Raw genomic sequence first — 14547 nt, forward strand, 5'->3', positions numbered from 1 at the left:
GCGTTACCCGTAGCGCTGGCCTCATGGCAACGCGAAGACAACCACGCTATTGCCACGCTTGAAGTCGAGCTGCGTATTGCCGCCCGCCGCGACCGCGATGTATTGCTTGCCGTTCACCGTGTACGACACCGCCGGTGCATTGACGCCCGCGCCGCACTGGAACTCCCACAGCTTCCTGCCGCTCGCGGCATCGAACGCGCGGAACAGGCCATTACCCTCGCCGTTGAACACGAGACCGCCGGCGGTTGCGAGCACGCCGCCGATCAGCGGCTGATCGGTCTTGTAGTCCCACGCGATCTTGCCGGTGTCGATGTTCACCGCCGACAGCTTGCCCCACTGCTGCTCGCTCGCTATCACCTTGAACGCGCCGCCGAGCCACAGTTTGCTGCCGCCCGGATAGGCGGCTTCCTCGACCTGATAGGTCATCGGCTGATGCAGGTTGGCCGCGTAGACGAGGCGTGTTTGCGGATCGAACGCGATCGGCGACCACTCGACCCCGCCGTTCGCGCCCGGCAGCATGCGCGCGCCCTGCGCGGTCGGCAGCGTCCACATGTTCTCCTGCGGAATCATCGCCTGCGAGAAGCGGATCAGCCTACCGGTCGCGCGATCGTGCACGTACACATGACCGGTTTTGCCCGCATGCACGACGCCCGGAATCATCTTGCCGTCGGTGTCGCGCACGTCGACCAGAACCGGCGGGCTCACCGCGTCGAGATCCCATACGTCATGCGGCACGTACTGGTAGTGCCATTTGTATTTGCCGGTGTCCAGATCGATCGCGACGAGCGAATCCGTGTACAGGTTGTCTCCCGGCCGGATCGCGCCATACAGGTCCGGCGACGGATTGCCGACGACGAAGAACACGGTGTGCGTTTTCCGGTCGATCGCCGGTGTCATCCACACGCCGCCGCCGAGCGTCTTGTAGAAGTCGCCGCCCTTGTCGGCCAACTGCTTTTTCTCCGCGGCGATATCGCGCTTTTCGTCGCGACCGGTCGCGTCCTTGGTTGCCCATACACCTTCCTGGCCGCTGTCCGGGATCGTGTAGAAAGTCCACAGCAGTTGCCCGGAATTCGCGTCGAACGCTTTCACGAAGCCGCGAATGCCATACTCGCCGCCATTCGTGCCGATCAGCACCTTGCCGTCGACGACCGTCGGCGCCATCGTTTCCGAGTAGCCCTCGTCGGGGTCGGCGATCTGGCTTTGCCACAGCACGTTGCCGGTTTTGGCGTCGAGCGCGACGAGCTTCGAGTCGAGCGTACCCATATAGAGCCGGTCACCGGAAATCGCCACGCCGCGATTGTTGGGCCCGCAACAGAACGTCGTGACCGGACCCATCTTGTGCTTGTAATGCCAGAACTCCTTGCCGGTGGTCGCGTCGATCGCGTACACGTGGTTGAAGGACGTGGTCAGGAACATCACGCCGTTCGACACGATCGGCGCCGTTTCCATCGACTCGCTCACGGCCGTCTGAAAGATAAAGGCCGGTTTGAGTTTCGCGACGTTCGTTCTGTTGATCTGCGAGCCGGGGTAATAGCGCGTCTGCGTGTACGAGCCGTTCGAATGCAACCAGGCCGCCTGGGTACTGGCGGCCCGGTCGAGTTGCTCCTGGCTGACGGGCTGAAGCGTCGACGGCACGGGCGAAGCCGTGGTCGTCGAACTGTTCTGAACTTCGTCGGCGGCATGGGCGAGCGGCAAGCCGAATGCAACGGCCAGCAAAGGCAGACCGACAATTCCTTGAATGCGGGTGAATGGCATGAGCGTCTCCGTGCTTTTTATTGTTCCTATGAATTGCAGCGCCGGGGCGGCAATCATTCACGCGGTCAGCGAACCAACGGCGTAAAAAGCACGATCGCGCAACCCTCGCAGACAACAAAAGCGTACGACTTCAAACCGCTGATAGCTTTGTCAGGACGGGTCGGCTTCGCAGAGTGGGGGACGTGTTGCACGGGCCTGCGGAAAACCGGCTCGATTAAATGTAGGTGATGTGGTGGGGATTTTCTAGAGCTTCTGTGGAGTTTTGTGGACGGTGTCGAACAATGAGTTCGATCGATGCGAGCGGCTGTGCGAAGTGCTTATTTAAACGTATCGACAGCGCCCGCTTGCCACTGCGGATTTGAGGGCATTCCTGCATTGCGTCAGACGCGAACTCCCAACATGCCCGTCACGACGACTGCGGTCCAGATCGAGCAGGCGGCAATCAGCAACCAGCAGAACCGGTTCGCGCGCTGCACGCTAACGCCGTGAGCGAGCATCACGGTTCGGACACCGCAGGCGATATGCGACAGGACCAGCAGCACGCCGAGCGAATAATGCGGAATCAGCCGGACGTCCCATGCATCGCCGATCAGGCCGGTCGGCGCGCCCGTTGCCCACGCGTAGTCGGTATCCGTTCCGAAGTATCGGGCGAGGATGAATACCGAATTGACATGCGACGCAATGAACACGACCAGATAAGCACCGGATGCGGTCTGCAGCGATTCGAGCGTGCCCTGCCTGCGGCTCAGTTTCGGCATCAACAGCACCATGCCGCTGACGATCTGGAAGAAGAACAGGCCGATCAGAATCGGCTCGAGCCAACCCGCGCGATAAACGTGGCGCAGCACCAGCATGACGGCCTTGTGCACATCGGTGCCGAAAATGCCGACAGCGTGATTGCCGAGATGCGGAAACAGAAAGACCGCAATGATCGCAACCGATGCGACGCCGTGCAGCACACGTACCGGACCGGTATTCGGAATCGACGGCGACCGGCTCGTATCGCTTCGTTCGATCGACAGCGCCAGCATGCTTCCAACGATCACACACGCCCAGATCCCGAGCCATACTTTGCCGTCGGCGCCGTTTATCTTCATCAGATAAAGCAGCACGCCGACGATAACGAACAGCGGCGGCGACGCGAACGTGAAGTGCGCAAGACGCCTCAAGATAACGGCTTTGCCCTCGCTGCGTTCGAGCCGCGCCAACGACAACAAGCTGAAGAACGCGCTCACGGGCACCGCGAATACCAGTGCCACCGCGAACAGCGCGCCCATCACGTGATGATTACCGGCTTCATCGTAAAACCGCGCGAGATACCATGGATAACCCAATGCCAGTACGGTCGGCGCAAAGTGCCAATACAACGACGCGGTTCGATTAGCTTGAGCAACCGTAGAATTCATAGCAGGTTCCGGATCTGTCGAAAGCTCGCGGGCAACAGGCAATGCCGCGCGCAGGTAATGAATATCGAGTTTATGATCGGGCCGCGTGGCACGTGGGCCGAAATTGCTCGCACGAATTGGGCCGTATCGAAGTCATTGCACGTACAACCGCATGCATCGGGAAGGAGAACATGTGCGAGATCTTTTGATCCGACTGGACGGAACGGGTCCGATTCAGCAACAGGTGTATGGCGGCATCTACGCGGCGCTGGAAGACGGCCGGCTCGCGCTCGGGCAGCGCTTGCCGGCGTCGCGGACGTGGGCGCTGCAACTCGGCGTATCGCGCAACACAATCAGAGAAGCCACCGCCGCGTTGATCGCGGAAGGCTGGCTCGAAACGCGTGTCGGTGCCGGCCTGTTCGTGCGGGCCATCCCCGCGCCGGTCAGCTCGCCGGCCAATTCCGCCGCCGCGCCGTTGCGTCTGTCCGAATGGTCGGAGCGCCTGCCCGTCAGCACATTCGTATTGGCACGCAAGGATGTCGATGTGGATTTTCGTCCTGGTGTCGTGTCCAACGACGCCGAACAGTTATTTCGCCGCAAACGGCTGGCACGCTGGCCATCCGATCTGGAGCCCGCGGCGCTTTCCGAATATGGACCACCCGAAGGCGACATCCGTTTGCGCGAGCGCATTGCGGCCTATCTGCGGCAATCGCGCGCGGTACGTTGCACGGCGGCGGATATCGTCATTACCACCGGCACTCATCAATCGCTGGATCTTCTGTCGAGACTGTTGCTGGGAGCGGGCACGACGTTCGCGATCGAAGATCCCGGCTTTCCCGTCGTCGCGGAGATCATGCGCTTATCCGGTTCTGAGCTGGCATCGCTTCAGGTGGACGACCAGGGCATTAACGTCGATGACATTCCACCCGGAATCGCCGGCCTTTATTGCACGCCGAATCATCAGTTTCCGTTGGGCGTCACGCTGTCGCCGCAACGGCGCAAAGCCCTCATCGCGCGCGCGGCAAAAGAAGGTTTCGTGATCATCGAAGACGACTACGACTGCGAGTTTTACTACGGCACGATGCCATCTCCATGCCTGCAGTCGGAGGACGAGAACCAGCGTGTGATTTACCTCGGCTCGCTATCGAAAACGTTGGCACCGGGCTTTAGGCTAGGCTTTATCGTCGCGCCGCCGTGGCTGCTCGACCGGCTCAAATGCGCGAAATGGATCGTGGACCGGCAAACCTCAACACACGTGCAGAACAGTCTGCTGCAATTCATCGTCAGCGGCGACTTTGCTTCTCATCTCAGCAGCATGCGGCTGGAGTACGAGAAGCGACATACCGCGCTGCTCGAAGCGATTCGCGAGCGTCTTCACACGTGGCTGACTCCACTCAGCTCGACATGCGGTCTGCACATTTCGACGCGGGTCAATGACGGCTTCGATACCAATGCATTGTGTCGCATCGCGGATGAAGAAGGCGTCGGCATTTATCGGGGCGACACCTTTTCATGCCACGGACGCGCGTCCGACATTCTGGTGTTCGGCTTCGGCGGCACCTCTACGCAGCAGATTATGAAGGGCGTCGGACTACTCGCGGCGGCCTGGCAAGGCGAAGATCAGGCAGTGCGTCTGACGTGAAATAGCGGCGCGCAATGCGCCGCGTTCCGCTGCCGGAACATGATTTCCCGCCAGGCGATCCTCGTCAGAGGTCTTTTCGCACGATCATAGATATCGTCAAGATACCCGCGCGAATGCGGACCCGACACAATAATCTGGAGACTTTTATGCAAGCAGCTGCCCCGCCCTCGACAGCGTACGGAGCCGAAACCGGCACGCGCGGATTTCGTTGGATCGTGTTGTTCTTTGCGTGGGCCGGGCTCATGCTCAGCACAGTTTGCCGCCTCGCGTGGGGCACGCTCGCACTGCCCGCCGGAGAATCGCTGGGGCTTCCGATTGCGGCACTCGGTGTATTCGTCACGGCGTTCTATGCGGGCTACGTGCTGTCGAATATCTTTGGCGGCGTCGCTACCGATCGCTTCGGCGGTCGCATCACGTTGACCGCATCGCTACTAGGTCTGGCAGTCGCAACATTCTGCTTCGGCTTCACTCCGTCCTTATTCGTCGGACTCGTGCTGCAATGCCTGATGGGCCTCACCGCCGGCGCCGACTATGCGGCGGGCGTCAAGCTCGTCTCCACATGGTTCGCCAAAACCGAGCGCGGGCGCGCGGTCGGTCTGCTGATGAGCGCGTCGTCGATTGCCGTTATCGTCACGAATGCCGTGTTGCCCGGCCTCGTTGCGAATCTGGGCTGGCGCCATACGTATCATCTGCTCGGCGCAGCGGCGCTGATTCTCGCGGCGATCGTCGCCGTATGTGTGCGCAATCGTGCCGTGGAGGCACCGACAGGGCCAATCCAAAGGCCGCCGCTACGCACGCTTTTCACGCGTAATTTCCTGTTGCTGTCGATCGCCGGTTGCGGCGCATTCTGGGGCACGCTCGGCTTCGCGTCGTGGGCGATCTCGCTGATGGTGAAGGGCTATCACCTGTCGCCGGTTAGCGCGGGCATCGTCGTCGCGATCGCGGGCGCCGCGGGTCTGGTCAGCAAGCCGTCGGTCGGCTGGCTCTCGGACCGCCTGGGCGGACGCCGCAAAGCGCTGACGATCGCTTCGCTGCTGTTCTTCTGCGCGACGTTGCTGGTGTTCGGCCAACTGTCGAGCCTCGACGCATTCACCATCGCGGCACCGTTCATCGGCGTCGGTGCATTCGTGTATAGCCCTTTGCTCGTCACGCTGGTGGCCGAGCAAAGCGGTATCGACCGATCCGGTTCGGCAGCCGGCATCGCCAATGCGATCTGGCAGTCCGGCTCCGCTATTTCCCCGGCTATCGTCGGCTTCATCTTTCAGATCAGCCATTCGTTCTCGATGGCATTCGCCGCGTTGGCACTCGGCCCGCTACTCGGCGCGATCTGCATGCTGTTCATCAAAGAACACGCTCATCACTAAACGCCCGTATCACGCTATCAAGGAGAAAACGGAAATGCAGCACGTCACCCACACTTTCGACACGCCATGGCGATCGCACCAGATCGAAGGATCGCGCGGCTATGAGTTCATTTTCAACATACTCGGGACCGAATATACCGACGCGTACAACATCGATATCGCGAAAGTCGCGCCGGGCGGCTATTCGCCGCTGCATATCGATCAGGACAATCACGCGTTCTATATTCTCGACGGCGAAGGCGAAATCGATATCGCCGACAAGTGCTACCAGGTGTGGTCGGGCTCCGTTGTACGGGTTCCGCGCGGCGTCGTGCACGCGATCCGCAATACCGGCAGTGGCTGGTTGATGCTGCTCAGCATTTACGATCCGCCGCGTATCCGTCAGCAGAAGGTCGCCGAGGCGGCCTGATGAACGAGGCCCGGTAATGTACGCAGGCTGCGTACATTACCGGGCCTCTTGAGAGCTTCTACTGTTCCCAGACGCGAATCTAGAAGTAGTGACGAATACCGATTGCGGCAACACCCTGAGAACTGCTGGAACTCAGCGACATACCGAATAGTTGCGCGGGACGATTGCCGCTCGCATGCTGGAAAACATACGTCGCGTAGATATCGGTCGCCTTGCTGAGCCGGTAATCATAAATCAGGCCATACGTGCTGCGGATACTTGCATAGAACACGTTTTTCGGCCCGTTGTTCTTGTCGAGAAACGTGTATTCGATGCCGACGACCTGAAACGGCGAGATGTTGTAGCGCACGCCGACGTCGTAGATGCTCGCTACGTCGCCCGTCAGCGTCCAGCGCGAGTTGGTGTACAGCGCGTTGACGATGAATGGGCCGACCGTCGCCGTGCCGCCTACGCCGAGCGTGCGTAACGTGCTCGGCATCGGGTTGTCCTTGCGCGTCGTATACACCGCGCCGACCAGCGATGACTTCGTGGTCCACGTCGCGCCATAGCTCTGTGTGCTGTTCGGCGAACCGATCCCCGGTGCGTCGCCGAAGCCGTACATCGCACCGACATGCAACGATTCGATGGGCGCCCATGTCGCCCGGACCGAATTGTCCACTTCCCCGCCGCCGATTCTATCCAGCGATGGATTGCTGCCGTTATTGCCGAAGAAATTCGCGTTGATCGCCGGGTGAAATTCGAGCGACGTGCCGTACCAGGAGTTGGCCGTTGTTTGCAGATAGTCGAGCATGAAGTCGGTCTGTCTGCCGAGCGTCACCTGCGCGACGTCGTTTGCCACGCCAACATACGCGTAGCGGCCGAAGATGCGCTGCGCGGTTGCACTGCTCTGCCCCAATGCGCCGGTACTCGGTGAGAACCCGCTTTCGAGCTTGAAGATAACCTTCAGGCCGCCGCCGATATCTTCGACGCCGCGAAGTCCCCAGCGATTGCCGCGCATCATGCTGCTGGCCTCCTGCACACTCGCATGACCGCCCTGGTTCGACGTGTACTGCACGCCGATATCGAGAATGCCATACAACGTGACCGAGCTTTGCGCATGCGCCCCTGTAGCGATCGTTGCCGCAATAGCCGCAATCGCTGGATATACCGTCGACTTCATTGTCTCCCCTTGTACGTATCGTCGCGAAAGTCGCGAAGCACGCGACAACCAGCAGCGCCGTTTAGCGAATGCCGCTTGTCCCGAACTCCGCGGAATGGCTAAAAAGTGCATGGCCATTATTTGACGCACAAGGTGCAGGGATGGAACACGATGTCCTCAAACTGGTTATCCGGGTTTCTACGATATGAAGGTGGGCGAACTGGCGGCGAATCGCCGAACGAATCGTCGAATGCGCACGCGCACGCAAGCATGCGAAGGAAACCCAGATGAACACGAAGCGGCAGCGACGTGCCTTTACGAGCCAAAACGCTCGGCGAGAAAGTCGATGAAGGAACGTACTTTCGGTGTCAGCGTGCGGTGACGCGGAAATACCGCGTGGATGTCGCGCTGGCCTCGTTCCCAGTCGGGCATCACGTGCACGAGTTTGCCTTCGGCGATGTCCTGCCGGCACAGATAGTCCGGCAGCCACGCGAGTCCCGATCCGCCGAGCAGGACCCGGCGGATCGTGCTCGTATCGTTGGCGAAGAAGCGCGGGCTGACGGGCACGCTGACGAGTTCGCTGCCGCGCCGCAACGGCCAGACGGAAGGACCATCGGCGATATCGAGCAGAAACTGACTCGCCAGATCCGCGGGCGACTGCGGCACCCCGTGTTCGCGCAGATAGGCCGGCGTCGACACCAGCATCAGCTGCGCGCAACCGAGCTTGCGCGCGACGAGCCGCGAATCCTCCAGCTCCCCGGTGCGAATCACGACGTCGATGTCGTCGGCGAGCGGCGCGACCCGGCTGCTCGTCAAAGCGAGCGACACCTGCACGTCGGGGTAAGCCGCCAGATAGTCCGGGATCAGCGGCGCGATCATGAACTGTCCCGGCGTGACGGGTGAACTGACGCGCAGCAAGCCGCGCGGCGTAAGCCTGACCTGCCCGACCTTTTCTTCCGCGTCCTCGACCTCGCTCAATATCTTTCTCGCCGACTCGGCAAATAGCAGCCCGGTCTCGGTCAACGCCAGCTTGCGATTGGAGCGGATCACGAGCGCCACGCCGAGATGCTCTTCGAGCCGCGCCAGCGACCGGCTGACCGACGATTTAGGCATGCCCAGCACACGCGACACCGCGCTGAAACTGGTCAATTCGGAAAGCTTGGAAAAAACGCGGATATCGGTGAGTTCGATCATGAGTGTGCGGAGCGCGGCCGTCGTCGCGAGCCGCTTTGTTGGGCCGTTTTAGTGGGCCTTCGCGGCGAACCTTGCTCGATTTGTAACGGCACGGCGGGTCGCTGTCAAACGGGGATTTCCTGCATTCTCATGCCAGGCGCGGCGCCGGGGGTTTGAGCAGACGATTGAATCGGGTGTTCCAGCCGGGGAACGCGACGTTTCATCCCGCTGCCTTGAACTCTGCGCTCACAGGTGTGACGATGGTCGCCAATCCGCGCAAATCGATGCGCGTTCCCCCTTTTCCCTCGATGAGGTGAGTGTTGAAAATCGACCCCGAAGAGTTCCGCAAAGGACTTCGAGCGTTTACCACCGGCGTCACGGTCGTCACGATGCCGGACGGCGACGGCGGCATGCATGGGATGACCGCCAGCTCGTTTGCCGCGGTATCGGTGAATCCGCAACTGGTGGCGGTCAGCATCGCGAAGACGGCGAAGTCGCACGCACTGCTTTCCGGCGACAACTGCTATGCGATCAATATCCTCGGCGAGAGTCAGAGCTTTCACGGCAACTACTTCGCGAACCGGATGCCGGAGCGTTGGGATCCGCCGCATCATTGGGTGGACGGCACGCCGATCCTGACCGGCACGATGGGCTGGTTCCTGTGCCGCCGCTGGGCAGCCTACGAAGGTGGCGACCATACGATTCTGGTCGGCGAGGCGTTGAAAATCCATCGCACCGACGACCGCCCGCTGGTATGCAATCGCGGCGTGTTCTACTCGCTCGGCCCGGCCGTCGAAGCGGTGCGCCCCGAACGGCAGCGCAGCCATGCCGCGCTGCGCGAGCACAGCGAAAGCCCCTCCGTTGCGAACGAACAGCGAGCGTAATTCATGGCCAATACGATTGTGATCGTCGATAACGGTCCGATGAAGCTGACCGGCGACTTCGAATTGCTCGACGAAAAAGGGGATGGAGTTCGCGCACGCCGGCTCTATATGATTTGCCGGTGCGGCCTTTCCAACCGGCTACCGTTTTGCGATTCCACGCATGAACGGGTGGGCTTTTCGAGTTGTCCGAGAGCGCCGCAAGATGCGGCCGACACACGTTGACGCGCGTACTTCGGGATAAACACTGCTATGTCAATCGTTAAAGGTCAGATCATCCCTGGCGGGCCGCTTCATGTCGTCGGCGAATTCGAAATCGTCGACGCATTGGGCAACCGCTTTCCCCATAGCGGCATTTTCAGTCTTTGTCGCTGCGGGCATTCGCAAAGCAAGCCCTATTGTGATGGCAGTCATCGTGCGCAGCGGTGGACCGGCTGTCCGGCAGCGGACGCAACGGAAGGGATGCAGACTCCCGCCACGTCGACACAGAAATAACGCATGCACCCCCGCCCACCGCGCGCCGCTCAATCACACTCACCGCGCAATATCATCGAGCGCAAGACCCGTGGTGCGCGGCCCAAACAACGCAACCGCAATCACGACGATCGCCATCGCACCGCCGATAAACGCGAACACGCCCTCGACCCCGAACTCGCGCAGGAAGAACGCGATAAAGAACCCGACGAAGATCGACGACAGCCGGCTCCACGAATAAACAAAGCCCACCGCGCCGGCGCGCATGCGAGTCGGAAACAGTTCCGCCTGGTATGTATGCACGATCGTCGAAAGCCAGTTGACGACCAGCGTCTGCACGATACCGACCGCAATCAGCCAGCCAGGCGCCTTCAGCATCGAGAAGATCACGCCGATCACCGCCACCGAGATCGCACTCCAGACGAGCTGCCATTTGCGCTCGAAGCGGTCCGCGACCAGCATCACGACGAACGGCGCGATCGGATAAAGCAGCACGATCAGAAACGTGTATTCGAGGCTGCGCGTCACCATGATGCCCTTGGCGATCAGCAGTGTCGGAATCCAGCTGACGAAGCCGTAGTAGCCGATCGTCTGGAAGAAATTGACGACCACGAGCATCAGCGTGCGGCTGCGATATTGCGGGCTGAACGCTTCACGCAACGTGCCCTTCTGCTCTTCCACCTCGACCGTCTCGGCGGGCGGCGGCAACTCCTTGCCGTATTCGTTGCGCACGCGGGTTTCGATCATCTGCATCACTTGCTCGGCTTCGTCGACGCGGCCCTTTTGCGCAAGCCAGCGCGGCGATTCCGGCAGACGCAGCTGCAGATACCACACCAGCAATGCGCCCGCCGAACCGAGCGCGATCACCCAGCGCCAGCCGTCGAAACCGAGCGGCGCGATCGGCACCAGCACCCATGCAAGAAACGCGATCAGCGGCGCGCAGATCTGCGCGACCCCATACACGAGTCCAAACGCCATACCGCGCGCGTGACGCGGCGTCAGCTCCGATACGTAGGAATCGATCGTCACGTACTGCACGCCCACGCCGATGCCGCAGATAAGACGCCATACGTTGAGGCCGAGCGCGGTGTCCTGAAACGCAATCACGATGGTCGCGCCGCAGTACCACAGCATCGATGCGGCGAACACGCGGCGGCGGCCGAAGCGATCCGCGAGACCGCCGAAAGCGATCGTGCCGATAAAGAGGCCAATGAACAGCGAAGCCAGAAAACCGGCGAGGCCATTCATCGCGAAGAAGGTCGGTGTGGTCGGCGTCAGAATGCCCGCGTGAAACAGGCCGGGCGCGATATAGCCGGCGAAGTACACGTCGTAGAGCTCGAAGAATCCGCCGAGCGCGACGAGCGCGAGCAGCTTCCATAGCGTCGCGGTCATCGGCAACCGGTCGAAACGCGCGGTCACGGCGCCGGTCGTAATAGGACGTGACGGATAGTCCGCCCTGTCGAGCGAGCCGACGGCATCCGCGCCGATTGCCCTGTTTGGGGTGCTCATCGTGTCTTCCTCCTGTGCGGCCTCTGGATGGTCGCTCAATGTCGAGCCTGCGTCGTTACAGGCGTGAATGTCGTGATGCTGATTATTTGTGTTCGAGACGCGGTGACAGTGACATGAGCCCAGCGCAAATCGGAGTACGTGACGCACGCCTATTCGGTTCACCAGTCGGCCGCTATTTCCTTTCAGCATTCAGTCAAGGCCAGTCTAGTGACGCGCGCGATGGCCCACAATACTTGATCGTTGAATCAACTTGACCTGATTTGAGTGCCGACACGACGGGCGCTCAATACGCTCGACATCGGGCCTACGCTGCTACAGCGGATAAAACGAAAACGGCCCTCACGGGCCGTTTAAACGGTGACAGCCAGACTTAGAGATCAGGACGGCGAGCCCATCGCCAGCATCGTCGGGTCGACTGACAGCAGATCTTCCGCGCCACCAGACACCGGACCTGCCTGCAGATAATCCGCGCGCGGACGAATCAGCGCGCCGGACTTGCGCTGCTCGACGATATGCGCGACCCAGCCCGCCAAGCGGCTAATGATGAACAACGCGAAGGCGCTGCGCGGCGGCAAGCCCAACGCGATCGTCAGCAACGTCAGGCCGATTTCGAGGCTCGGCAGACAACCGTACCGCGCGGCGATATCGAGTGCCGCGTACAGCGGCTCGACGGACGCATGACGGCCTTCGAGCCGCCGCGTCACGTCGATCAGATAGCGCGCACGTGGGTCGCCTTCCGGGTACAGCGGATGGTTGAAGCCCGGCAGATTGCGGTGCGCCGCGTAGTGCTCGTCGAATAGTCGCTGCGCCTGCGCGGTCGTCTTGCATGCGCGCAGCAGATCTTCGGTGGCTTCGTAAGAACGCGCGGACGTGAGCCCCGTTTGCGTCAGGATCGCGGCCGCCACGCATTCGCCGACATCGGCCCCGGCCGATGCCGCGATGCGCGCGACGAAGGTGGCCTGCGCGAGTTCGTGATCGGCGCACAACACGAGCGCCGCATCGAGCGCGGCGATATGCTGCGGCGAAACCGTACCGCCCAGCACGGCAAGCAGCGTCGCCGACAGACCGCCACCGCGTTTACGGACAACGGTCGCCGCCGCGCCATCGTGCGAGCGGCGCAGATGCACGAGACAGTGTGCCATCGTTGCGATCATGCGGCTCGCGGCGACGAATTGCGCATCCGCCGAACGCGCGCCACGCAAATGTTCACCGCCGAAGCGCAACGCGATGTCGGCGAAAAAGCGCACCAGTTCGCGCCGTGGCTGCAAATCGGCGATACGTGGCCATGCATCGGCAAAGCGCAGCGTCCGCGCGCAGGGTTGCCACGACAACGTCAGTTCGTCGCCGGTATCCCATAGCGCTTTGACGGCGGCTTCGAATGGCTGCCCTTCGCGAGCCATATCGAGCGCCGCGACGCCGCGATAGCGTGGCCCTTGCGCGGTGATTTCGGTCAGCGTGCTGGAGATGATCGGCTCGCCCCAGCGCATCGCAGCGGCCGCCACGGGCGCATGACCGCTGCGCGCATCGGCGCGCGACTTCATGCGTTCGACGTCCTGGCGCGCGTACAGACGGCGCCCCTTGTCGCCTTGCGGGACACTGCGAATCCAGCCGCGGCTGACGTACGCATACAGCGTTTGCAGCTTGATCTGCAGCAGCGCGAGCGTTTCGGCGCGCGTCAGGTAATCGCCGCCGGGCGGCGGCGCGAGCCCCGCCGCGCCGTCTTGTCGGTTCCGTTGCACCTCGGTCTCCTTGACGGCGCAGGGACGCCGTATGGGGGCACAGTGACCGACAAGATAATCGAATGCCTGAGCGCTCACAATCCGGTTATGCCAGTAGCCGTTCGCACGCGCACTCAGGCATAGAACTGCGCCTGCGCGCGATACGTCTTCGGAATGCCCGCCTTCGGCACCTGCCCGTACATCGGCTCGCCGGGCAAGCCTTCGTGCAGCATGTCGCGCGCGGCGATCAGGCGGTCGAGGTCGATCCCGGTGTCGAAGCCCATGCTCTCCAGCATGAATACGAGGTCTTCGGTGACGATGTTGCCCGACGCGCCCGGCGCGAACGGACAGCCGCCGAGGCCCGCCAGCGCCGAATCGAATGAGCGGATGCCCTCTTCCAGTCCGGCCAGCGCATTGGCGAGCCCGAGTCCCATCGTGTCGTGCAGATGCAGCTTGGTCAGCTTGTCGCCGATTTCGGCGCGCACCGCCTTCACCATGTTGCGCACCTGCGTCGGATTGCCGTAGCCGACCGTATCGGCGAGCGCAATCGCATCGACGCCCGCTTCGGCCAGCGCCACCGCTGTTTCGATCACTTTCCGCTGCGCAATGACGCCGTCGATCGCGCAGCCGAACGCGGTCGCGCAACCGGGCTCGATCGCCATCGGCCGCTCCTGTTCGCGGACCCATTCGACGATGCGGCGCACCTCGGCGACCTGTTCCATCGTGCCCTTGCGCGTGTTCGAGCGGCTGTGGCCTTCGCTGACCGACACCGGCACGCCGACCCCATGCGCACCCGCCGCATACGCGGCCTGCGCGCCGCGCAGATTGGGTACCAGCGCCATCACGCGCAAGCCTGGCTGATGCAGCGCCGCCTTGACGATCGCTTCGGTGTCCGCCATCTGCGGCACGAGCTTCGGCGGCACGAAACTGCCGACTTCGATCTCGCCGACACCGGCGTGCGCGATGGCCGCGATCCAGCGCGTCTTCAGCTCCGTCGGCATGATGTCGTGCGCCATCTGCAGGCCGTCGCGCGGGCCCACTTCACATACCGCTACTTTCTCTTTCATGTCACCGCTCCTTCAGTTCTTCGGATAGATTG

Annotated in this window: 13 protein-coding genes; 6 read left to right on the forward strand and 7 right to left on the reverse strand. The window is 61.9% G+C overall.

The features are described from left to right. Window positions 1–21: 21 nt before the first annotated feature. Window positions 22–1755 (reverse strand): pyrroloquinoline quinone-dependent dehydrogenase, encoded by a 1734-nt coding sequence (locus tag L0U82_RS28690; RefSeq protein ID WP_233836397.1) that lies wholly within the window; start codon window positions 1753–1755, stop codon window positions 22–24. A gap of 380 nt (window positions 1756–2135) precedes the next feature. Further along, window positions 2136–3161: a hypothetical protein gene (locus L0U82_RS28695; RefSeq protein WP_233836398.1), complete on the reverse strand. Its 1026-nt coding sequence runs from the start codon at window positions 3159–3161 to the stop codon at window positions 2136–2138. A gap of 172 nt (window positions 3162–3333) precedes the next feature. On the opposite strand from L0U82_RS28695, the gene pdxR reads away from it, so the two are divergent. From pdxR to L0U82_RS28710, 3 genes are all read left to right on the forward strand, one after another. Then, the gene (pdxR, locus tag L0U82_RS28700; protein ID WP_233836399.1) at window positions 3334–4782 is read left to right on the forward strand and encodes a MocR-like pyridoxine biosynthesis transcription factor PdxR; all 1449 of its coding nucleotides are present in this window, start codon (window positions 3334–3336) and stop codon (window positions 4780–4782) included. Window positions 4783–5024: 242 nt separating this feature from the next. Then, a complete protein-coding gene (locus L0U82_RS28705; protein ID WP_233836400.1) occupies window positions 5025–6146 on the forward strand; it encodes an MFS transporter in 1122 nt (373 codons plus the stop codon). Between the two features lie 34 nt (window positions 6147–6180). Further along, entirely contained in the window at window positions 6181–6555 is a 375-nt protein-coding gene (locus L0U82_RS28710; protein ID WP_233836401.1) for a cupin domain-containing protein, read from the forward strand. A 79-nt stretch (window positions 6556–6634) separates the two neighbouring features. Here L0U82_RS28710 and L0U82_RS28715 read toward each other — a convergent pair whose 3' ends face one another. Both L0U82_RS28715 and L0U82_RS28720 read right to left on the reverse strand, forming a co-directional pair. Next, window positions 6635–7714 (reverse strand): porin, encoded by a 1080-nt coding sequence (locus L0U82_RS28715; RefSeq protein WP_233836402.1) that lies wholly within the window; start codon window positions 7712–7714, stop codon window positions 6635–6637. 294 nt (window positions 7715–8008) lie between these two features. Beyond that, window positions 8009–8887, reverse strand: a complete 879-nt coding sequence (locus L0U82_RS28720) for a LysR family transcriptional regulator (protein ID WP_233836404.1) — start codon at window positions 8885–8887, stop codon at window positions 8009–8011. Window positions 8888–9186: 299 nt separating this feature from the next. On the opposite strand from L0U82_RS28720, the gene L0U82_RS28725 reads away from it, so the two are divergent. Genes L0U82_RS28725 through L0U82_RS28730 form a run of 3 tightly spaced genes read left to right on the forward strand, consistent with a single transcriptional unit; the run spans window position 9187 to window position 10242 of the window. Then, a complete protein-coding gene (locus L0U82_RS28725) occupies window positions 9187–9750 on the forward strand; it encodes a flavin reductase family protein (RefSeq protein WP_233836406.1) in 564 nt (187 codons plus the stop codon). Window positions 9751–9789: 39 nt separating this feature from the next. Further along, window positions 9790–9972 (forward strand): CDGSH iron-sulfur domain-containing protein, encoded by a 183-nt coding sequence (locus tag L0U82_RS40020; RefSeq protein WP_442793702.1) that lies wholly within the window; start codon window positions 9790–9792, stop codon window positions 9970–9972. Window positions 9973–9999: 27 nt separating this feature from the next. Next, window positions 10000–10242, forward strand: a complete 243-nt coding sequence (locus L0U82_RS28730) for a CDGSH iron-sulfur domain-containing protein (RefSeq protein ID WP_233836408.1) — start codon at window positions 10000–10002, stop codon at window positions 10240–10242. Window positions 10243–10281: 39 nt separating this feature from the next. Here the strand turns inward: L0U82_RS28730 and L0U82_RS28735 are convergent, their stop codons facing one another. The 3 genes from L0U82_RS28735 to L0U82_RS28745 form a co-directional block, all read right to left on the reverse strand. Next, a complete protein-coding gene (locus L0U82_RS28735) occupies window positions 10282–11730 on the reverse strand; it encodes an MFS transporter (protein WP_233836410.1) in 1449 nt (482 codons plus the stop codon). A 377-nt stretch (window positions 11731–12107) separates the two neighbouring features. Next, window positions 12108–13469, reverse strand: coding sequence for a citrate synthase (locus tag L0U82_RS28740; RefSeq protein WP_233836411.1), 1362 nt, complete (start codon window positions 13467–13469; stop codon window positions 12108–12110). Window positions 13470–13582: 113 nt separating this feature from the next. Beyond that, on the reverse strand, window positions 13583–14515 hold the full coding sequence (locus tag L0U82_RS28745) for a hydroxymethylglutaryl-CoA lyase (RefSeq protein WP_233836412.1): 933 nt from the start codon (window positions 14513–14515) through the stop codon (window positions 13583–13585). Window positions 14516–14547 lie beyond the last annotated feature (32 nt).

Origin of the sequence: Paraburkholderia sp. ZP32-5 (assembly GCF_021390495.1) — a bacterium.
Lineage (GTDB): Bacteria > Pseudomonadota > Gammaproteobacteria > Burkholderiales > Burkholderiaceae > Paraburkholderia.